The 19,447-nt window shown below is 71.0% G+C and carries 17 protein-coding genes and 1 pseudogene; 11 read left to right on the plus strand and 7 right to left on the minus strand.

What is annotated here, in order from left to right:
- Nucleotides 1-51: 51 nt before the first annotated feature.
- Nucleotides 52-1,332: an ice-binding family protein gene (locus tag EDF63_RS14665; RefSeq protein WP_185021446.1), complete on the minus strand. Its 1,281-nt coding sequence runs from the start codon at nt 1,330-1,332 to the stop codon at nt 52-54.
- Between the two features lie 232 nt (nt 1,333-1,564).
- On the opposite strand from EDF63_RS14665, the gene EDF63_RS14670 reads away from it, so the two are divergent.
- The gene (locus tag EDF63_RS14670; RefSeq protein ID WP_260233127.1) at nt 1,565-2,476 is read left to right on the plus strand and encodes a diacylglycerol kinase family protein; all 912 of its coding nucleotides are present in this window, start codon (nt 1,565-1,567) and stop codon (nt 2,474-2,476) included.
- A 72-nt stretch (nt 2,477-2,548) separates the two neighbouring features.
- Here EDF63_RS14670 and EDF63_RS14675 read toward each other — a convergent pair whose 3' ends face one another.
- The 4 genes from EDF63_RS14675 to ptsP form a co-directional block, all read right to left on the minus strand.
- Nucleotides 2,549-3,715, minus strand: a complete 1,167-nt coding sequence (locus tag EDF63_RS14675; protein ID WP_123313771.1) for a mannitol-1-phosphate 5-dehydrogenase — start codon at nt 3,713-3,715, stop codon at nt 2,549-2,551.
- Nucleotides 3,712-4,149, minus strand: coding sequence for a PTS sugar transporter subunit IIA (locus EDF63_RS14680; protein ID WP_123313772.1), 438 nt, complete (start codon nt 4,147-4,149; stop codon nt 3,712-3,714). Before EDF63_RS14680 ends, EDF63_RS14675 begins: the two co-directional genes overlap by 4 nt.
- 89 nt (nt 4,150-4,238) lie before the next feature.
- The gene (locus tag EDF63_RS14685) at nt 4,239-5,777 is read right to left on the minus strand and encodes a PTS mannitol transporter subunit IICB (protein WP_123313773.1); all 1,539 of its coding nucleotides are present in this window, start codon (nt 5,775-5,777) and stop codon (nt 4,239-4,241) included.
- Nucleotides 5,778-5,845: 68 nt separating this feature from the next.
- Nucleotides 5,846-7,501: a phosphoenolpyruvate--protein phosphotransferase gene (gene ptsP, locus EDF63_RS14690; protein WP_123313774.1), complete on the minus strand. Its 1,656-nt coding sequence runs from the start codon at nt 7,499-7,501 to the stop codon at nt 5,846-5,848.
- Nucleotides 7,502-7,753: 252 nt separating this feature from the next.
- Here ptsP and EDF63_RS14695 point away from each other — a divergent pair, with 252 nt between their 5' ends.
- The 10 genes and pseudogenes from EDF63_RS14695 to EDF63_RS14740 all read left to right on the plus strand — a co-directional run bounded on the left by EDF63_RS14695 (nt 7,754) and on the right by EDF63_RS14740 (nt 17,282).
- Nucleotides 7,754-8,524 carry a DeoR/GlpR family DNA-binding transcription regulator gene (locus tag EDF63_RS14695; RefSeq protein ID WP_123313775.1) on the plus strand — a complete coding sequence of 257 codons (771 nt, stop codon included), beginning with the start codon at nt 7,754-7,756 and terminating at the stop codon, nt 8,522-8,524.
- A gap of 69 nt (nt 8,525-8,593) precedes the next feature.
- Nucleotides 8,594-8,866 (plus strand): HPr family phosphocarrier protein, encoded by a 273-nt coding sequence (locus EDF63_RS14700; protein ID WP_123313776.1) that lies wholly within the window; start codon nt 8,594-8,596, stop codon nt 8,864-8,866.
- Nucleotides 8,867-9,160: 294 nt separating this feature from the next.
- Entirely contained in the window at nt 9,161-10,003 is an 843-nt protein-coding gene (locus tag EDF63_RS14705; RefSeq protein ID WP_123313777.1) for an exodeoxyribonuclease III, read from the plus strand.
- A 41-nt stretch (nt 10,004-10,044) separates the two neighbouring features.
- Nucleotides 10,045-11,055, plus strand: a complete 1,011-nt coding sequence (gene trpS, locus EDF63_RS14710) for a tryptophan--tRNA ligase (RefSeq protein WP_123313778.1) — start codon at nt 10,045-10,047, stop codon at nt 11,053-11,055.
- Between the two features lie 2 nt (nt 11,056-11,057).
- Nucleotides 11,058-11,615 (plus strand): GNAT family N-acetyltransferase, encoded by a 558-nt coding sequence (locus EDF63_RS14715; protein WP_185021447.1) that lies wholly within the window; start codon nt 11,058-11,060, stop codon nt 11,613-11,615.
- A 91-nt stretch (nt 11,616-11,706) separates the two neighbouring features.
- A complete protein-coding gene (gene ribD, locus EDF63_RS14720; RefSeq protein WP_123314072.1) occupies nt 11,707-12,786 on the plus strand; it encodes a bifunctional diaminohydroxyphosphoribosylaminopyrimidine deaminase/5-amino-6-(5-phosphoribosylamino)uracil reductase RibD in 1,080 nt (359 codons plus the stop codon).
- Between the two features lie 29 nt (nt 12,787-12,815).
- Nucleotides 12,816-13,445: pseudogene (gene ribA, locus EDF63_RS14725) on the plus strand (GTP cyclohydrolase II); the annotation flags it as partial.
- A gap of 221 nt (nt 13,446-13,666) precedes the next feature.
- On the plus strand, nt 13,667-15,046 hold the full coding sequence (locus EDF63_RS14730) for an MFS transporter (protein WP_123313781.1): 1,380 nt from the start codon (nt 13,667-13,669) through the stop codon (nt 15,044-15,046).
- A gap of 159 nt (nt 15,047-15,205) precedes the next feature.
- Complete coding sequence (locus EDF63_RS14735) at nt 15,206-15,421, plus strand: hypothetical protein (RefSeq protein ID WP_111084200.1); 216 nt, start codon at nt 15,206-15,208, stop codon at nt 15,419-15,421.
- Nucleotides 15,422-15,428: 7 nt separating this feature from the next.
- Entirely contained in the window at nt 15,429-17,282 is a 1,854-nt protein-coding gene (locus EDF63_RS14740; protein WP_123313782.1) for an ABC transporter ATP-binding protein, read from the plus strand.
- Nucleotides 17,283-17,301: 19 nt separating this feature from the next.
- On the opposite strand, the gene EDF63_RS14745 is transcribed toward EDF63_RS14740, so the two are convergent.
- Together EDF63_RS14745 and EDF63_RS14750 are read right to left on the minus strand one after the other, a co-directional pair.
- The gene (locus EDF63_RS14745) at nt 17,302-18,771 is read right to left on the minus strand and encodes an NAD-dependent succinate-semialdehyde dehydrogenase (protein ID WP_123314073.1); all 1,470 of its coding nucleotides are present in this window, start codon (nt 18,769-18,771) and stop codon (nt 17,302-17,304) included.
- Nucleotides 18,772-18,824: 53 nt separating this feature from the next.
- The gene (locus tag EDF63_RS14750; RefSeq protein ID WP_123313783.1) at nt 18,825-19,445 is read right to left on the minus strand and encodes an isochorismatase family protein; all 621 of its coding nucleotides are present in this window, start codon (nt 19,443-19,445) and stop codon (nt 18,825-18,827) included.
- Nucleotides 19,446-19,447 lie beyond the last annotated feature (2 nt).

A 19,447-nucleotide genomic window follows, 5' to 3' on the forward strand; every position in this document is an offset into this window, starting at 1 on the left:
CGCCGGCACCGTCAGTGCCGGGACGGCCGACGGCGCCGGCTCGGTCACCCGTCAGTGGTCCTCGGACAGGATCCGGCGTCGTGCACGGAGCGTCCGTCCACGGAGCACCGTCACGGCGATGCCGGCGAGCAGCATCGCGCCCGCCGCGGTGAGCGGGATCGTCGGGTCGCTCCCCGTGAAGGCGAGCTCGGTGGTGCCGCCACCACCACTGCCGTTCCCACCCACGACCGGCACGGCGGGAGCCGTCGAGGCGGGTGCGGTGGGCACGGGGGCCGAGGCGGTCGGCGTCGGTGTGGGTGTCGCGGTGGGCGCGGGCCCGCGGACGGTCACGACGTAGGTCTCGGTGTCCGGCGGTGCGGTTCCGTTGTCGACCGTGATCGTCACCGTGGTGGTGCCGGGCGTGGTCGGCGTGCCGGAGATGACGCCCGTGTCCGGGTTGATCGTGAGGCCCGGGGGCAGGGTCCCGCCGTCGGAGTAGGTGGGCGCCGGGTTGCCCGTCGCGGTGACGGGGAAGGAGTACGGCGTGCCAGCGGTGGCGTCGGTCGGCGTGCCCGAGGTGATCGTCGGAGCAACGCTCTCGGACGGTGTGCCGGCAGCCGGGCAGTTCGTCGGCCGGGTGATGGTGTTGTTGTCGAGCGTCACCGATGCGTTCCGGGCGAGCAGTCGGCCCACGACGGTCGCACCCGTCGTGGCGGTCACGGACTGGTCGGCGAGGACCGTGCCCTGGAACTGGGCGGCGGTGCCGATGGTCGCGGAACTGCCGACCTGCCAGAACACGTTGCACGAGCTCGCGCCGCCGGTGATGACGATCCTCGTGCCGGACCCGATGGTCAGGGTCGATGCGGCCTGGAACACCCAGACGGAGTCCGCGCTGCCGGCGAGCGTCAGTTGGCCGTTGTTCGCCAGCTGCAACGTGCTGCCGTTGTAGACGCCCGGGGTCAGGCTCAGCCCGTTGAGTTCCTCGAGTCCGCCGCGCGTGGGGGTCAACGACGCCGCGACGCCGTACGCGGTCGTGGTGTCGGCCTGCGCCTGGGCCGCGGCGGCGTCGGTCTGGTGGACGGTGCCGTTCACGATCCCGTTGCCAGGACCGCCGAAGCCGGTGATCGACGTGCCCGGCGAGACGCCGAGGTCGCCGTTGACCACGCTCGGCCCGGTGTTGGTGACGCTCTGGGCGCCGAGGACGCCGTAGCTCGCCGCTGTCCCGAGGCCCACGGGGCCGTCGATGATGGTGGCGGCGGACGCGGCTGAGGAGGCGCCGAGGGCGAGCGCTGCGGCCAACCCGATCCCGGTGCTGACGACGATGAGCGGACGGAGGATGGGCGTTCTGGCCACGGAGGCCCCTGCCTGAGATGGCGAAGAGCCGATCGGGCATCGGAGACACCCGGCGTTCACCGTGTCCCGAGTGTGTCCGGATCGCATGTGTTCCGAGGTCCTGACTCCCAGGTTCGCCCGGATCAGCCGATACCGGACAGGACCCGTCCGTTCCGGCCGACGACGGCTGTTCGGTATCGTCCTCACATGCCGCGCCGCGATCGTCGTCAACCCGTCCAAGGTCGACCTGCGGGTGCTCCGCAACACCGTCGCGGCTGAGGAGGACCGGAGCGGCTGGGCTCCCACGACCTGGTTCGAGACCGCGGCGTCCGACGACGGCCGCGCCGCCGCGACCGACGCACTCGCCAGCGCGCCGGACGTCGTCCTGGTCGTCGGCGGCGACGGCACGCTGCGCGTCGCAGCCGAGGTGCTGCAGGGTTCCGGCGTGCCCCTTGCTGTGCTCCCCGTCGGCACCGGGAACCTGTACGCCCGGAACCTGCGCATCCCGCTGAACGACGTCGCCGGGTCGGTCCGAGCCGCCTTCAGTGGGACCGATCGGCCGGTCGACCTCGCGTTCGCCGAGCTCACCGACCCGCAGGGCACGACGACACGCCACGCGTTCCTGGTGATGGCCGGCATCGGACTCGACGCGAACATGGCGGCCAACACCAACGCACGCCTGAAGAAACGGTTCGGGTGGCTCGCCTACTCCGACCCGATCATGCGGTCCGTCATCGGCAACCGGCAGATCGACCTGCGGTACGCACTCGACGACGGCGACACCCGGACGATGCGGGCACACACGGTCATCGTCGGCAACTGCGGCACGCTGACCGCCGGCGTGCTCCTCCTGCCCGAGGCGGAACCGGACGACGGGGTCCTCGACGCGGTCGCGTTCCGACCGGGTCGGACGGTCGGGTGGGCCGGGGTCGGCTACGGGCTGTCCCTGAACCGGTTCTTCCACCGGACCGGGTTCGGACGCTTCCTGTCGTGGCTCATCCCGGCCACCCGGACGCTGCGGTACACGAGCGCGCGGGTCCTCGACCTCGCGCTCGACCACCCCGAGCAGATCCAGCTCGACGGTGACCCGTTCGGCACCGTGGTCGCGGTGCGGCTCACGATGGACCACGGCGGGCTCACGATCCGGGTGGGGCCGACGCGGTGACCACGTGAAGACGGGAGGCCCGGTGCCAGCTGGCACCGGGCCTCCCGTCGTCATCGGGCCACGTCGAGAGCGTCAGCCGCGCGCGACACGCACCCGGTCCGCGAACGCCGCGTGCAGCGGGTGCTCCGCGGCCAGGCCGGTGATCTGCGTCACCACGTCGGCATCGGACGCGTCCGATGCCAGGAGCGCCTGCAGCTCGACGCTCTGCTCGTCGTCCGCGACGTCGAAGCGGAGCGCCGCGCCCATCGCGTCGAGCAGCGCCGTCGGCTCGGTGCCGTCCTCGGCCAGCGACGCGGCCGGCGAGACGAACCGCTCGTCGCGTGACAGCTTGCGGAGCGGCTGACGGCCGACGCGCGTCACCGTGTCGGGCAGGTGCGGGTTCTCGAACCGCGCGATGATCGCCTGGACGTAGGCGCGGTGCACCTCGGGGTCGAGTTCGTGACGACGCACGAGCAGGTCGCTCGTCTCGGCGAGCACGGACTCGAGCTCGGCACGCACGGCCGGGATCGCGACGGCGTCGGAGATCTTGTCCGCACCGGCGACGAAGCCGTGGTACGCAACGGTGGCGTGCCCGGTGTTGACCGTGAAGAGCTTGCGCTCGATCGAGGCGGCGAGGCCGTCGACGTAGTGCGCACCGGGGATCTCCGGCTCGTTCCCGCCGAACGGCGTGCGGTCGATGGCCCACTCGAAGTAGGTCTCGACGGTGACGTCCAGGCCGGCGCCCTCGGGCTGGGCCGGCACGATGCGGTCGACGGCGGTGTTCGCGAAGACGGCCTTCGCCAGCGCCGCGTCGCGGCCCTCGGCCGGGAGCGCGTCGACGATGAACTCGCGCAGGCGGTCCGTGGCGTTCAGCGCGTTCTCGCACGCCATCACGGCGATCGGAGCGGCCGAGGCGTCGCGGGCGACGAGCGCACGCGCGATGACCGGCGCGATGAACTTCAGGACGTTCGGGCCCACGGCGCAGGTGACGACGGCGGCGGCGGCGATCTCGGCGACGACACCGTCCTCGTCCTGCGCGCTGTTCAGCGCACGGAAGTTCGTGACCTCGTGATCCTGCGCGCCGGCGCCGACCTCGTGGACGGTGTACGAGTCGGCGGCGGCCAGCGCGTCGATCAGCGGCGCGGCGACGTCGGCGAAGACGACCTCGTAGCCCGCTTCGTGCAGGAGCAGCCCGACGAAGCCACGGCCGATGTTGCCGGCACCGAAGTGGACGGCGGTGCCCCGGTCGGTGGTGCTCACTCGTTGACCTCGCCGAGGATCGACAGGATCGCGCTGGTGTCGGCCGCGTCGGTGAGCTTCTGGACCTCGTCCTCGTCGGAGAACACGATCGCGATCTTGGACAGGATGTCGAGGTGCTCGTTGTTCACGCCGGCGATGCCGACGACGAAGCGCACCGGGTTGCCGTCCCAGTCGATCGGGCTGGCGTAGCGGATGAACGACAGGGCGGACGACTTGATGGCGTCCTTCGCGTCGTTGGTGCCGTGCGGGATCGCGAGGAAGTTGCCCATGTAGGTGGACACGCTCTTCTCGCGCTCGAGCATCGCCGGGTAGTAGTCCGAGGTGACCGCGCCCGCAGCCTCGAGGATCTCGGCCGCCTCCTTCATCGCCTCCGACTTGGTCGGCGCGGTGTCCTCGGTGTGGATCCGGATCTGGCTCTCCTGCAGGACGGGCATCGTGGTTCTCCTTGGTGATCGAGGGCGTGTCGGAGGGGACGGGTCATCCCCGTCCCCTCCGATACTGCACTTCGTTACTGGTTGTGGCGTTACTGGTTCTTGAGCTGCTCGACGACCTGGTCGTACTGCGGCGCGTTCATGAAGTTGCCGACCGACACGTGCTGCGCGTTCGGGTTCTTCTGCTTGGCGCGGTCCGTCAGTTCTTCCTGCGTGATGATCAGGTCCTCGTCACCGGACAGGTTCGCGATCGCCTTGTTGGAGACCGTGACCCCTTCGATGCCCGCCTTCTTGATCTTGTTGCGCAGGACGCTGGCGCCCATCGCACTCGAGCCCATGCCCGCGTCGCAGGCGAAGACCAGGTTCTGGACCTTCGTCGCGGTGGCGGTGGTGCCCGACGCGGCGGCCTCTTCGGTGTTCGCCGGGGCGTTGTTGCCGAGCAGACCCGCCGTCGCCGAGTTGACGTCGCGGCCCTTGTTCGCCTGGAGCTTCGCCATCGCGGCACTCATGTCGCCGCCGCCGTTGGCCAGGTCGCGCTTGCGGCTGGCGAGCAGGAAGAACGACGAGACCGCGAAGGACACCGCGGCGGACAGGACGACCGACAGGATGACGCCGAGGAAGCTGTTGCGCTCCGTGGCACCGAGCACGGCGAAGATCGACCCGGGCGACGCCGGAGCGACGAGGCCGGACTGGAACGCGACGTTCGTCGCGACGCCCGTGGCACCACCGAGGATGACGGCGATGAACAGGACCGGCTTCTGCAGCACGTACGGGAAGTAGATCTCGTGGATGCCACCGAAGAACTGGATGATGATCGCGCCGGGAGCGGTCGAGCGGGCGATGCCGACACCGAAGAAGGTGAAGGCGAGGAGCAGACCGAGGCCGGGGCCGGGGTTCGCCTCGAGCAGGAACAGGATCGACTTGCCCGACTCCTGGACCTGCTGCGCGCCGAGCTGGTCGAGCACACCGTGGTTGATCGCGTTGTTGAGGAAGAACACCTTGGCCGGCTCGATGATGACGCTGGCGAGCGGCAGCAGCGAGTGCTGGACGAGGAAGTTCACCGCGTCGCCGAGGCCCTCGGCGATGAGCTTGAACAGCGGGGCGAGCCAGAAGAACCCGGCCATCGCCAGACCGAAGCCGAGGATGCCGGCCGCGTAGTTGTTGACGAGCATCTCGAAGCCCGGCTTGATCTTGCCGTCCCAGATCTTGTCGATCTGCTTGATGAGGTACGCACCGAGCGGTCCGCAGATCATCGCGCCGAGGATCATCGTCGTGCCGTTCGCACCGATGATGACGCCCATGGTCATGATCGAACCGACGACCGCGCCGCGGGTCTCGTAGACCATCCGGCCGCCCTGGATCGCGATCGCGAGCGGGATGAGGTAGGTCAGGATCGGCCCGACCAGGCCGACGTTGGCGACGCCGCCCGTCTCACCGAAGCCACCGAGGATGCCCACGGGCGTCCAGCCGGTCTCGATGAAGAAGGCGGTGATGATGCCCCACGCGATGAAGATCGCGATGTTGGGCATGACCATGCCGGAGAGGAACGTGCCGAACTTCTGAACGGCGACGCGTGCGCCGCCCCGCGACTTCGCGGGTGCGTCGGGCGCTGCAACGGACGACGTTGTCATGTGCGGTGACTTTCTGTGTGGTGGAGCTGCTGCGTGGTGCGGGGAGGGGTGGTGCCGGTGGTGCGTGCTCAGGCGGCGTGCGCTGCGGCCGCGGCGGACTTCGCGGCCGCCGCCGTGCTCGCGGCGAGTGCCGCCTGGGCCATCTCACGGGCCTGCTCGAGCGTGTGCTGACCGAGTTCGGCGCGCACGTCGGCCAGGGCCGCGGGAGTCATGGAGAGGGTGGTGGCGCCGAGTCCGACGAGCACCACGGCGAGCAGCGGGTCGGCCGCGGCCTCACCGCAGATGCCGACGGCCTTGCCCGCGTCGGCACCGGCCGCACCGAGCTGCGCGACGAGGCGCAGGACGGCGGGGTGCCACGGGTCCTGGTACGACGCGACGGTGCCGAGCATGCGGTCGGCGGCCATCGTGTACTGGGTCAGGTCGTTCGTGCCGATCGACACGAAGTCCGCGTTCTGGAAGACCTGTTCGGCCATGAGCGCGAGCGACGGCACCTCGGCCATCACGCCGGCGGTGCGGATGCCGAGCTCGCGGGCCAGGGTGACGAAGTACTCGGTCTCCTCGGCGTCGGCGACCATCGGAGCCATCACCCAGAGGTCGGCCTCGGTCGCGGCGTCCGCCTGGGCCAGCGCGACGAGCTGGTCGCGCAGGACCTCGGGGTGGTTCCGCAGCGCACGGAGACCACGGCGACCGAGCGCGGGGTTCTCCTCGTCCTTGTCGGTGAGGAACGGCAGCGGCTTGTCGGCGCCGGCGTCGAGCGCACGGACGACGACCTTCTTGCCCGGGAACGCGGCGAGGAGCTGGCGGTACGACTCGGTCTGCTCGTCGACGGTCGGCGCCTTCGGCGAGTCGAGGAAGAGGAACTCGGTGCGGAAGAGCCCCACGCCCTCCGCACCGAGAGCAACGGCACCCGCGGCGTCGGCGGGGCTGCCGAGGTTCGCGAGCAGGGGCACGACGTGACCGTCGGCGAGGGCACCGGCGGTGAGCGGTGCGGCGGCTGCGGCGAGCCGGTCGGCGATGCGCTGCTCGACCTCGGACACGAGGGACTCGGACGGCTCGGTGACGACCGTGCCGGCGACGGCGTCGACCACGATCGCCTGACCGTCGACCAGGTCGTCGGCGCCGGTGACGCCGACGATCGCGGTGATGCCCTTGGCGCGGGCGAGGATCGCGGTGTGCGAGGTCGGGCCGCCGTCTCGGGTGACCAGCGCGAGGACCTTGTCGAGGTCCAGCAGCGCGGTGTCGGCCGGGGCGAGGTCACGGGCGACGAGGACGAAGGGGGTGTCCGATTCGGGGACACCGGGGGCGTGCACGCCGCGGAGCTTCGCGATGATGCGCTGGGCGACGTCGTCGAGGTCGGCTGCGCGCTCCCCCATGTAGCCGCCCATGCCGACGAGCAGGTCGCGGAACTGGGCAAACGCCTCGTACACGGCGCGCTCGGCGTTGGTGCCGCCGTCGATGCGCGTGTGCACGTCGTCGAGGAGCGTCGGGTCCTGCGCCATGAGCGCCTGCGCCTCGAGCACGGCCTGGGCGTCGCCGCCGGCGAGCTGTCCGCGCTTGTTGAGGTCCTCGGCCACGGCGGCCAGTGCGTCGTGCACGGCCTGCTTCGCGTCGTCCGCCGAACCGGTCAGGGCGTCCTTCGACGGTTCGCCGAGCGGGTCCGCCATGCGGAGCACGGGGCCGTGGGCGACGCCACGGCCGACGCCGGTGCCGAGCAGTTCGGACATTCGAGACTCCTTCATCTCACACGCGCTTGCGGTGGGGTGTTCGTTCGGTGCGCGCACGGCTGAGACGGGACCTCGCCGGTGCGGCTGAGCAGCACACTACCCCGATCCGCGTTGACAAACAAACACATCCGGGGATAAAAATGCAGAAACAGATGCCCGTTTGCGTCTGGCGGCCAGCCACTCCGGTTCGGTTCCGTCAGGTTCGTGCCCGGACATGTCCGTTCCGTTCCGACCAGGAGACGACGAGGTCCGATGTACGCACCAGAACGCCACCAGCGCATCGTCGAGCAGGCGCGCACGCAGGGGCGGGTCGACGTCAAGGACCTCGCCGAACTGCTCGAGGTCACGCCGGAGACCATCCGTCGCGACCTGACGAGCCTCGAACGCCGCGGGCTGGTCCGACGTGCCCACGGCGGCGCGATCCCCGTCGAGCGCATCACGATCCACCCCGGCGTCGGCGACCGCGGCGGCATCAACCAGGCCGAGAAGATGGTCATCGCCGAGGCCGCGCTCGAGGAGCTGCCGGAGAACGGCTCGGTCATGATCGACGCCGGCACGTCCACCATCTGCCTCGCCGAGATGCTGCCGACCGACCGCGGACTCACCGTCGTCACGCACTCGCTCCCCGTGGCGATGGCCGTCGCGAACCGTCCTGGCATCGACCTCCACCTGCTCGGCGGCAACATCCGCAGCGACTCCCTGGCCGGCGTCGGCACGTGGACGCACCAGCTCATCGGCATGGTCAGCGTCGACGTCGCCTTCGTGAGCATCAACGGCATCACCCCGGAGCGCGGCCTGACGACCCACAACATGGCCGAGGCGGCGGTGAAGTCGGCGATGATCAAGTCCGCCCGACGGAGCATCCTGCTCGCCGACCACACCAAGTTCGGTCGCGAGGAGTTCGGCCGCGTCGCACCCCTCGCCGCCATCGACACGATCATCACCGACCCCGCCGTCAACCTCGACCTGGTCCGCGAGGTCGAGGCCGCCGGCACCGAGGTGTTCTGGCCCGGTCGACCCTGACCGCTCGCCCGACCCGCCCATCCGGCGCTCGCTAGCATGAGCGCACCACCCATCGACAGGAGTACATCGATGTCCGAAGCCACCCGCACCGTGACCGTCGCCAGCGCGTCCGGACTGCACGCGCGCCCCGCGTCCCTCTTCGTCCAGACCGTGACGGCCTCCGGCCACCAGGTCACGATCGCCAAGGGCGACAAGTCCGGCAACGCCGGCAGCATCCTCGCCCTGCTCGGCCTGGGCATCGAGAACGGCGACGAGGTCGCCCTCACCGTGACCGGCGACGACGCCGAGACGACCGCCGACAACCTGGTCGAGTTCCTGCAGACGGACCACGACGCGGCCTGATCGCGCGGTTCGACGGACGGGAGGCACGGTGCCGGCTGGCACCGTGCCTCCCGTCCGTCGTCCGGCCGCCCCGCCGTCCGCAGCCCGCCCGCCCGCCGCCCCGCTCCCGGCTCGCAGCCCCGCTCCCGGGGTTCCGAAATCTCGGAACCTCGGTGCCCCTCCTGGCGATCTGTGGAACCTCGGCGACGCGCACGCGGCGAGTCGTGGAACCTCGGCGACGCGCATACGGCGAGTCGCGGGACCTCGAACCGGTGCGGCCCAGGGCTGTCGGCACCCGCCGATAAGGTGGTCTGCATGACACGCCTGCGCCTCGCATCCGTCAACGTGAACGGCGTCCGCGCCGCCTTCCGCAAGGGCATGGGCGACTGGCTCGCCACCCGCGACGTCGACGTGCTGGCCCTGCAAGAGGTCCGTGCCTCGAGCGAGGACCTCGAAGGTCTGCTCGGCGACGGGTGGGACATCGTGCACGACCCGGCCACCGCGAAGGGCCGGGCGGGGGTCGCGATCGCCTCGCGGCACTCCGCGCACATCCACCGCGTCGCGCTCGGACCCGACGAGTTCGACTCCGCCGGCCGGTGGCTCGAGGCCGACTACGAGATCGGCGGCACCACGGTCACGGTCGTGTCCACCTACGTCCACTCGGGCGAGGTCGACACCCCCAAGCAGGACGAGAAGTGGAAGTTCCTCGACGCCATGACCGAGCGGCTGCCCGCACTCCGCGCGCACAACCCGCTCGCCGTCGTCGTCGGTGACCTGAACGTCGGGCACGACCAGCGCGACATCAAGAACTGGAAGGGCAACGTCAAGCGTGCGGGCTTCCTGCCGCGCGAGCGTGCCTACTTCTCGCGCTTCTTCGGCGCCGACGGCGAACCGGTCGAGGGCGCGGACGGCTCGACGGGGCCCGGCCTCGGTTGGGTGGACGTCGGGCGCGCGCAGGCCGGCGACGTCGAGGGGCCCTACACGTGGTGGTCCTGGCGCGGACAGGCGTTCGACAACGACACCGGCTGGCGCATCGACTACCAGATGGCCACGCCCGACCTCGCGGCGAAGGTGACGGGGTACACGGTCGACCGGGCTGCGGCGTACGACCAGCGATGGTCCGACCACGCCCCCGTCGTCGTCGACTACGAACTCTGACCCCTCTGCTTGCGCTCCACCTGACCCACAGGAACACCACCATGACCAAGACCCGCATCTTCTCGGGCATCCAGCCGTCCGCCGGCTCGCTGCACCTCGGCAACTACGTCGGGGCGCTCATGCAGTGGCGCGACCTGCAGGACGACTTCGACGCCATCTACTGCGTCGTCGACATGCACGCGATCACCTCGCCGCAGGACCCGGCAGAGCTCCGCGCGAGCACCCGGGCGACGGCAGCGCAGTACATCGCGTCGGGCATCGACCCGACGAAGTCGACGCTGTTCGTGCAGTCCCACGTGCCCGCCCACGCCGAGCTCGCCTGGGTGCTCAACACCCTCACCGGGTTCGGTGAGGCGAGCCGCATGACCCAGTTCAAGGACAAGTCCGCGCGGCAGGGTTCCGAGGCGGCCTCGGTCGGGCTCTTCACGTACCCGGTCCTGATGGCGGCCGACATCCTGCTGTACGACACCAAGGTCGTGCCGGTCGGCGACGACCAGCGCCAGCACGTCGAGTTGACCCGCGACCTGGCCGGGCGCTTCAACTCGCGGTTCGGCGACACGTTCGTCGTGCCCGAGGCCCGGATCGGCACCGAGACGGCGCGCATCTACGACCTGCAGGACCCGACGAGCAAGATGAGCAAGTCGGCGGCGTCCGACAGCGGCCTGATCCGTCTGCTCGACGACCCGAAGCGCACCGCGAAGAAGATCAAGTCGGCCGTCACCGACGACGAGCGCGAGATCCGCTCCGACCGCCAGGCAAAGCCGGGCGTGACGAACCTGCTCGCGATCCTGTCGGCGTTCAGCCGGACCCCCGTCGCCGAGCTCGAGGCCTCGTTCGCGGGCAAGGGCTACGGGGACCTCAAGGGTGCGGTGGCCGAGGCCGTCGTCGCCGAGCTCGAACCGGTGCGCGCCCGCACGCTCGAGCTGCTCGACGACCCGGCCGAGCTCGACCGTCTGCTGGCCGTCGGCGCGGACCGTGCCGAGTCCATCGCGCAGGAGACCCTGGCGCGCGTGTACGACCGGATCGGGTTCGTCCCGCGCTCGCGCGGCTGACCGTGCTGCCGGTCACGCTGGAATCCGCCCGGGTCCGACTCGACGTCCCGACCCGGGCGGACACCGCGGCCATCACCGATGCCTGCCAGGACCCGGACATCGTCCGCTGGACGACGATCCCGACGCCGTACCGCGAGCAGGACGCACGGACGTTCGTCGACGCCCTCGTCGGTCCGGGGTGGGCATCGGACCGTGAGTACACCTGGGCGATCCGTCGCCGCGGATCGACCTGGCTCGAGGGGATCATCGGCTACCGCACGGCGGGCCGTGACCTCGGCTTCTGGCTGGCGCCCTCGGCCCGCGGTGCCGGCTTGATGCACGACGCGGTCGAGCTCGTCGTGGAGTGGGCGTTCGCCGACGGGGCCCCGGACGTCTACTGGGAGTGCTACGAGGGCAACACGGCGTCGGCCGCGGTCGCCCGGAGCGCCGGGTTCTCGTTCACCGGAACCGGGCCCGCACGGATCCCCGGACGCGACGGTGGACCGACGACCGCCTGGACCGCGGTGCGTCGTGCCGACGGTGCGCCCGCGTCCGAACTCGCGTGGCCCGACGCTCCGTGACGCTCCGTTCCTCGTGGTGACGCGTCACCGACCCTCCCGCCGGTAGGCTCGATCCGTGAGCGACACGGCACGACCCACCGAGGTCCGGGCGATGCGCCGCGGACTCGAGCTCGCGGCCCTGGGCCCCGTCGTGGGCGACCACGCACGGGTCGGCGCGGTGATCCTCTCCCCCGACGGCGACGTCCTCGCCGAGGGATGGCACAAGGGTGCCGGCACCCCGCACGCCGAGGTCGACGCGATGGCGAAGGTCGACCCGGCACAGCTGCGCGGCGCCACGGCCGTCGTCACCCTCGAACCCTGCAACCACACCGGACGGACCGGCCCCTGCGCGGTCGCCCTGATCGAGGCCGGGGTCGCCCGCGTCGTGTACGCGATCGACGACCCGGGCGCGGACGTGCACGGTGGCGCCGACCGGCTCCGGGCCGCCGGGGTCGACGTCGTGTCCGGCGTGCTCGCGGACGAGGCCGAGGCGTTCCTCGAACGGTGGCTCCTGTCGGTCCGCCTCGGACGTCCCTGGGTCACCGTGAAGTGGGCGTCGAGCCTGGACGGCCGCGCCGCCGCTGCCGACGGCACGAGCAAGTGGATCACCGGCGCCGCCGCCCGGCAGCACGTCCACGAGCAGCGTGCCGCGCACGACGCGATCCTCGTCGGCACCGGCACCGTGCTGGCGGACGACCCGAGCCTCACCGCTCGGGGCGACGCCGGCGAACTGCTCGCCGACCAGCCGCTCGCGGTCGTGCTCGGCGACCGCGCCGTGCCCGACGACGCCGCGGTCCGACGACACCCGCGCGGGCTCGTGACCCTGCCGGGGCACGACCTCGCGGCCTCGCTCGCCGCCCTGCGCGGGCACGGCGTGCACTCGGTGTTCGTCGAGGGCGGCCCCACCGTCGCGTCCGCACTCATCGCCGCCGGACTCGTCGACGAGTACCTCGTGTACGTCGCCCCCGTCCTGCTCGGCGGACCCCGGGTCGCCCTCGACGACCTCGGAGTGGGAAGCATGTCCGAGCGTCGGCGGTTGGACGTACTATCGACCACCAGCCTCGGCCCCGATCTGCTCGTCCGAGCCCGACCGCAGCGCACCGACACGACGCAGCCGCAGACACAGCAGCAGCACGACGCAGCACCCGGGTTCGGAGACGACGGGCCCACGAACGACCGGAGTACCCCATGACCGACGCGCTGACCTCCTCCACCCCGGGCAGCCCCGTCCAGTTCGAGGTGTCGACGAACGTCCCGACAACCCACGGCACGTTCCAGATGCGCGCCTACCGCGACCTCGTCACCGGTGCGGAGCACGTCGCGATCATCGGTGCGCTGCCCGACGGGTCCGCACCGTCGGACGGCGCCCTGGTCCGTGTGCACTCCGAGTGCCTGACCGGCGAAGCGTTCGGGTCGTTGAAGTGCGAGTGCGGACCCCAGCTCGACGCCGCGCTCGACACCATCGCCGCCGAGGGCGGGGTGGTGGTCTACCTGCGCGGGCAGGAAGGGCGCGGCATCGGGCTCATCAACAAGCTCAAGGCCTACCGCCTGCAAGAAGACGGCCTCGACACACTCGACGCCAACCTGGCACTCGGGCTGCCGGCCGACTCACGCGCGTACGGCGGGGCCGCGGGCATCCTCGCCGACCTCGGCATCACCCGGGTGCGGCTGCTGTCGAACAACCCGGAGAAGCGCCGCCAGCTCGAGGAGCACGGCATCACCGTCGACTCCCTGGTGCCGCTCGTCGTCGGCGTCTCGGTTCAGAACGCCGGGTACCTCGACACCAAGCGCGACCGGATGGGCCACCAGCTGCCCGAGCACCTCGAAGCGGGGGCCGGCGCGGGCGCCTGAGCGCGCGCAGGCGGCGGACGCTGCGGCCAGCTGACTCTGGGCTGATTCGCAGGCAGACGACATCTGTCGTATGATCGGGCTTCCGTCACAAGCGGTCCCCCACCAACCGAACGCACCCGATCGGTGCCCGCGCCACCCCGCGCGAACCGATCGGTGTCCGCCGCTTCGGGTATCCGTGCTCCCTGCCAGGAGCGCGCACCACGGAAGACCACACGACACCCATGACCGCCGCACCGGCACCAGCAACCCCGACCTCAGCTCCGGCACCAGCAGGCAACCCGCGCTCGCGCGTCGTCATCGCCAGCCTCGTCGGCACCTCGATCGAGTTCTACGACTTCTACGTCTACGCGACGGCGGCGGTCCTCGTCTTCCCGACGCTGTTCTTCCCGAACGAGGACCCCACGGCATCGCAGCTGTCGTCGTTCGTGACGTTCGCCCTCGCCTTCTTCGCGCGGCCGATCGGGTCGATCATCTTCGGGCACTTCGGTGACCGGGTCGGCCGCAAGACCACCCTCGTGGCCTCGCTCCTCGTCATGGGCACCGCGACGTTCCTGATCGGGTGCCTGCCGACGTTCAGCAGCATCGGCGTCTGGGCTCCGGTCCTGCTCGCCGTGATGCGCTTCGCCCAGGGTGTCGGCCTGGGTGGGGAGTGGTCCGGCGCGGCCCTGCTCGCGACCGAGAACGCCCCGAAGGGCAAGCGCGGCGTCTTCGGTTCGATGCCGCAGCTCGGCGCGCCGATCGGCTTCCTGCTCGCGAACGGCCTGTTCATCGCGATCAACGCCGCGATGCCCGCCGGTGCCGACGGCACGCCGAACGCCGACTTCCAGGCGTGGGGCTGGCGCATCCCGTTCCTGCTCTCGGCGGTGCTCGTCATCGTCGGGCTCTACGTGCGCTTCAAGCTCGTCGAGTCGCCGGTGTTCCGCGGCGTCCAGGAGTCCGGCACGGTCGCGAAGATCCCGCTGGGCCGGGTGTTCCGCACCTCGTGGAAGGCGCTCATCGTCGGCACGCTCGGCATGGTCGCGACCTACGTCCTCTTCTACTTCATGACGACGTTCACGCTGTCCTACGGCACCACCGGTGCCGAGGCCGGCCCGCTCGTGCCGAAGGTCGGCCTCGGCTACAGCCGTGGCGAGTTCCTGACGCTGCTCATGATCGGCGTCGTCTTCTTCGGCATCTTCACCCCGATCGCCGGCATGCTGGCCGACCGGTTCGGTCGCCGGAAGACCCTCATCCCGACCACGATCGGCATCGCGCTGTTCGGTCTGACGTTCCAGTTCTGGTTCGCGGCGTCGCAGGGTCCGATCACGGTCGTGACGTTCCTGATCGTCGGGCTGTCCCTGATGGGCCTGACCTTCGGGCCGATGGGCGCGCTCCTGCCGGAGCTGTTCCCGACGAACGTCCGGTACACCGGCTCGGCGATCGCGTACAACGTCGCGTCGATCCTCGGCGCCTCGCTCGCCCCGACCATCGCCCTGGCGCTCTGGCGGCCCGACGGCAACATCTTCCTGGTCGGGCTGTACCTGACGATCGCCGCCGTCGTGACGCTCGTCGCGCTGCTCTTCGTCCGTGAGACGAAGAGCAAGGAGTTCGCCGACGCCTGAGACGTCACCACTGACCAACGGGAGGCCCGGTGCCAGCTGGCACCGGGCCTCCCGTCCGTCGTGTGCGCGCCCCGACTGCCCGGCGCACGATGCCGACGCACCAGCCTGTCCGTCAACTCAGGTTGACAGATGTCGGTGCGTCAATGTAGGTTGACGCCCATGGACCGACCGACCATCACGAGCCTCGCGGCCGGCGCCTCCGGGGACGACCCGTTCTCCGCCCTCGCCAGCGTGCGCGAGCTCCGCCGTGAACTCGACCGGACCGAGGAACTCGCTGCCCGTGCTGCCCGCAACGCCGGGGCGTCGTGGCAGGAGATCGCGACCCTGCTCGGTGTCAGCCGACAGGCAGTGCACAAGAAGTACGGCAGAAACTAGGAACACGATGAGCCTCCCCTTCGCGCGCCCCAAGAAGACCGACGGCCCCCGCGCCACCTTCGGCCGCCTGTTGTCCTACCTGTTCGAGAACAAGCCGGCGATGGTCGTCATCATCGTCCTCAGCATCCTCGGCGCCGGGGCGTCCCTCGCGCAGCCGTTGCTCGTCAACCAGGTCGTCACGGCGGTGCAGCAGGGCAACACGCTCAGCACGCTCGTGTGGCTGCTCGTCGGCCTCGTCCTGGTCGCCGGCATCCTGAACGGTGTGCAGCACTTCCTGCTCCAGCGTGCGGGTGAGGGCGTCGTGCTCTCCACGCGCCGCAAGCTCATCGCGCGCATCCTCAACCTGCCGATCTCGGAGTTCGACACCCGTCGCACCGGCGACCTGGTGTCCCGCGTCGGCAGCGACACCACGCTCCTGCGCGCCGTCCTGACCCAGGGCCTGATCGAGTCGATCGGCGGCGCCCTCACCTTCATCGGCGCGATCATCGCGATGGCGATCATCGACCCGCTGCTCCTCGTGATCGTGGTCGTCATCGTCCTGGTCGCGATCGTCGTCGTCGGCGGGCTGAGCCGTCGCATCCGGGTCGCGTCGAAGCGGGCGCAGGAGAAGGTCGGTGACCTGACCGCGGCCGTCGAGCGCGGCATCGGCGCCGTCCGCACCATCCGCGCCGCGGGCGCGACCGAGCGCGAGGTGCACGAGGTCGACGGACACGCGACCGAGGCCTACCAGCGCGGCCTCGACATCGCGAAGATGTCCGCGTTCGTCGTGCCGGTCGCGAGCATCGTCATGCAGGTGGCGTTCATCGCCGTGCTCGGCGTCGGCGGCGCGCAGGTCGCTGCGGGCACCATCACCATCGCCACGCTCATCACGTTCATCCTGCTGCTCTTCATGATGATCATGCCGCTCGGTCAGGCGATGGGCGCCGCGGTCGCCGTCGCCCAGGCGCTCGGCGCGCTCGGCCGCATCGAGGAGATCCTGCACCTGCCGACCGAGGCGCAGGACGACGCGGCCGCGCGCCCCGCCGCCGCGGTCGCGTCCGACGACGCCATCACGTTCGAGCACGTCACCTTCCGCTACGCCGCCGCGGCAGATGCGTCCGGAGCAGACGGCGCGGTCGCGTCCGACCCCGCGGACCGTCCAGGAGGCCCGGATCGCCTCGCCGACGAACGTCCGGCCGACGACGTGGTGCTCCACGACGTGTCGTTCCGCGTTCCCCGCGGCTCGCGTGTGGCACTCGTGGGTCCGTCGGGTGCCGGCAAGTCGACGACCCTGGCCCTGATCGAGCGGTTCTACGACCCCACCGAGGGCGTCATCCGGCTCGGTGGCATCGACGTCCGGGGCATGGACCGCCAGGAGCTCCGTGCCCAGATCGGCTACGTCGAGCAGGACGCTCCGGTGCTCGCCGGCACCATCCGCGCCAACCTGCTGCTCGGGTCGCCCGGCGCCACCGAGGACGACTGCGTCCGGGTGCTCGAGGCGGTCAACCTCGGCGAGGTGCTGCACCGCGATCCGCGCGGGCTGGACGCGCAGGTCGGCGAGGACGGGGTGATGCTCTCCGGCGGAGAACGGCAGCGCCTCGCGATCGCCCGCGCGCTGCTCGCCGCTCCCCCGATCCTGCTGCTCGACGAGTCGACGTCGTCGCTCGACGGCGTGAACGAGCAGAAGATGCGTCTGGCGATCGACGCCGTCGCCGAGGACCGCACCCTGCTCGTCATCGCGCACCGGCTGTCCACCGTCGTGGACTCCGACGTCATCGTCGTGCTCGAGCACGGCCGGGTCGTCGGTGCCGGCACGCACTCCGAGCTCGTCGAGTCGACGCCGCTCTACCGCGACCTGGCGAAGCACCAGCTGCTGGTCTGAGACCCGCCGCCGGGCTCGTTCAGGCGGCGAACGGGTCCGGGGTGAGCACGTACACGGTCTCGAGGTACTCCTCGATGCCCTCGTGCGAGCCCTCTCGGCCGAGGCCGGACGACTTCACCCCGCCGAAGGGGAACGCCGCGTTCGACACCACGCCCGTGTTCAGCCCGAGCATCCCGGTCTCCAGGCGCTCGGCGAGCCGCTGCCCACGGGGGAAGTCCGTCGTGAAGGCGTAGGCGATGAGCCCGAACTCGGTGTCGTTGGCGAGCCGGATGCCCTCGTCCTCGGTCGCGAAGCGGGTGATCGACACGACCGGTCCGAAGATCTCGGTCGTCAGGATCTCCGACCCCGGCTGCACCTCGTCGAGCACGGTCGGCGCGAAGTAGGTGCCGGGCCGCTCGACGCGGTGTCCACCGGTGACGAGCCGGGCGCCGCGGGCGACGGCGTCGTCGACGAGTCCGGCGGCCTTGTCGACCGCGCGGTCGTCGATGAGCGGACCCATCGTCGTACCGTCCTCGGTGCCACGGCCGATGCGGAGCGCGTCGACCTTCGCGGTGAGTGCGGCGACGAACGCGTCGGCGATGCCCTCCTGCACGAAGAACCGGTTCGCGGCGGTGCAGGCTTCGCCGACGTTCCGGAACTTCGCGAGCATCGCGGCGTCCACCGCGGCGTCGAGGTCGGCGTCGTCGAAGACCAACAGGGGCGCGTTGCCGCCGAGCTCCATGCTCGTCTTCAGCACGTTGTCCGCCGCCTGCTTGAGGAGCGCGGACCCCACCGGCGTCGACCCGGTGAACGTGAGCTTGCGGAGTCGGCGGTCCGCGATGATCGGCTCGGACAGCCCCTTGGCGTCGAGGGACGGCACCACGTTGAGGACGCCGTCCGGCAGCCCGGCACGGCGGAACAGCTCGACCAGGAACAGCGTGGTCAGGGGTGTGAGCTCGGCGGGCTTCACGACGACCGTGCAGCCGGCCGCCAGCGCGGGACCGATCTTCCGGGTGGCCATCGCGAGCGGGAAGTTCCACGGGGTGATCGCGTACACCGGGCCGACCGGACGCTTCAGCACGATGGCACGTCCGGTGCCCTCGGGGTTCGTGCGGTAGTCGCCGCCGATGCGGACGGCCTCTTCCGAGAACCAGCGGAGGAACTCGCCGCCGTAGACGACCTCGCCGCGGGCTTCGGCCAGGGGCTTGCCCATCTCGAGCGTCATCAGGGCGGCCAGGTCGTCCTCGTGCGCGCGGACCAGGTCGAACGCGCGGCGCAGCAGGTCGGAGCGCTGCCTCGGTGCGGTGGCGGCCCACTCTTGCTGCGCGGCGACCGCGGCGTCGAGTGCGGCGATGCCGTCCTCGGGGGTGGCGTCGGCGACCTCGGCCAGGACGTCGCCGGTCGAGGGGTCGCGGACGGCGAACGTGGCGCCGCTCGTCGACGACCGCCACACCCCGCCGATGAACAGGCCGGTCGGGACGCCCCGCACGGTGACGTGGTCGTCGCCCACGGTCGTGACGAGGTCGCCGGTCGTGGTGTCGGTGTCGGTGCTCGTGGTGTCGGTCACAGCTGTGCTCCTCCGGGGTTCGCGAGCCCCTCGTCCATGTCGCTGCGGTCGACGTGTCCGCCGGCCGCTCGGATCTCGTCGAGCGCGCGGTCGCTGCGCTCGGGGTCGACGCCGGCCACCAGGTCCTCGTAGACGGCGACGTCGATGCCGGCGGCACGCGCGTCGAGGGCCGAGGCCCGGACGCAGTGGTCGGTGGCGATGCCGACGATGTCGACGGAGTGCACCCGGTGGTCCGTCAGGATCTCCGGCAACGGCACGCCGTCTTCGGTCCTCGCCTGGAACGCCGAGTAGTCCGGCGTGCCCTGGCCCTTGAAGACGTCGAGGTCGATCGGATCGGTGTCGAGCTCCGGGTGGTACTCGGCGCCCGGCGTGCCGGCGACGCAGTGCACGGGCCACGTGTCGACGAAGTCGGGGCCCTCCGGTCCGGCGAAGTGTCCGCCGTTGTCGTCGTCGCCGTGGTGCCAGTCGCGGGAGCCCACGATCAGGTCGTACTCCTCGGCGTGCCGGCCGAGGAACGCGCTGATCCGTTCGGCGAGGGCCGCACCGCCGGCCACCCCGAGCGCACCGCCCTCGGTGAAGTCGTTCTGGACGTCGACGATGAGGAGTGCCCGTGCCATGG

It is taken from the genome of Curtobacterium sp. JUb34, from assembly GCF_003755065.1.
Taxonomy (GTDB): domain Bacteria; phylum Actinomycetota; class Actinomycetes; order Actinomycetales; family Microbacteriaceae; genus Curtobacterium.

What these genes read in the sequence shown, in the direction of transcription:
- EDF63_RS14730 (WP_123313781.1), top strand. Translation starts at nt 13,667, where the DNA reads ATGACCGCCGCACCGGCACCAGCAACCCCGACCTCAGCTCCGGCACCA.
- EDF63_RS14695 (WP_123313775.1), top strand. Translation starts at nt 7,754, where the DNA reads ATGTACGCACCAGAACGCCACCAGCGCATCGTCGAGCAGGCGCGCACG.
- EDF63_RS14685 (WP_123313773.1), bottom strand. Translation starts at nt 5,777, where the DNA reads ATGACAACGTCGTCCGTTGCAGCGCCCGACGCACCCGCGAAGTCGCGG.
- ribD (WP_123314072.1), top strand. Translation starts at nt 11,707, where the DNA reads ATGCGCCGCGGACTCGAGCTCGCGGCCCTGGGCCCCGTCGTGGGCGAC.
- EDF63_RS14680 (WP_123313772.1), bottom strand. Translation starts at nt 4,149, where the DNA reads ATGCCCGTCCTGCAGGAGAGCCAGATCCGGATCCACACCGAGGACACC.
- EDF63_RS14740 (WP_123313782.1), top strand. Translation starts at nt 15,429, where the DNA reads ATGAGCCTCCCCTTCGCGCGCCCCAAGAAGACCGACGGCCCCCGCGCC.
- EDF63_RS14750 (WP_123313783.1), bottom strand. Translation starts at nt 19,445, where the DNA reads ATGGCACGGGCACTCCTCATCGTCGACGTCCAGAACGACTTCACCGAG.
- ptsP (WP_123313774.1), bottom strand. Translation starts at nt 7,501, where the DNA reads ATGTCCGAACTGCTCGGCACCGGCGTCGGCCGTGGCGTCGCCCACGGC.
- EDF63_RS14735 (WP_111084200.1), top strand. Translation starts at nt 15,206, where the DNA reads ATGGACCGACCGACCATCACGAGCCTCGCGGCCGGCGCCTCCGGGGAC.
- trpS (WP_123313778.1), top strand. Translation starts at nt 10,045, where the DNA reads ATGACCAAGACCCGCATCTTCTCGGGCATCCAGCCGTCCGCCGGCTCG.
- EDF63_RS14700 (WP_123313776.1), top strand. Translation starts at nt 8,594, where the DNA reads ATGTCCGAAGCCACCCGCACCGTGACCGTCGCCAGCGCGTCCGGACTG.
- EDF63_RS14705 (WP_123313777.1), top strand. Translation starts at nt 9,161, where the DNA reads ATGACACGCCTGCGCCTCGCATCCGTCAACGTGAACGGCGTCCGCGCC.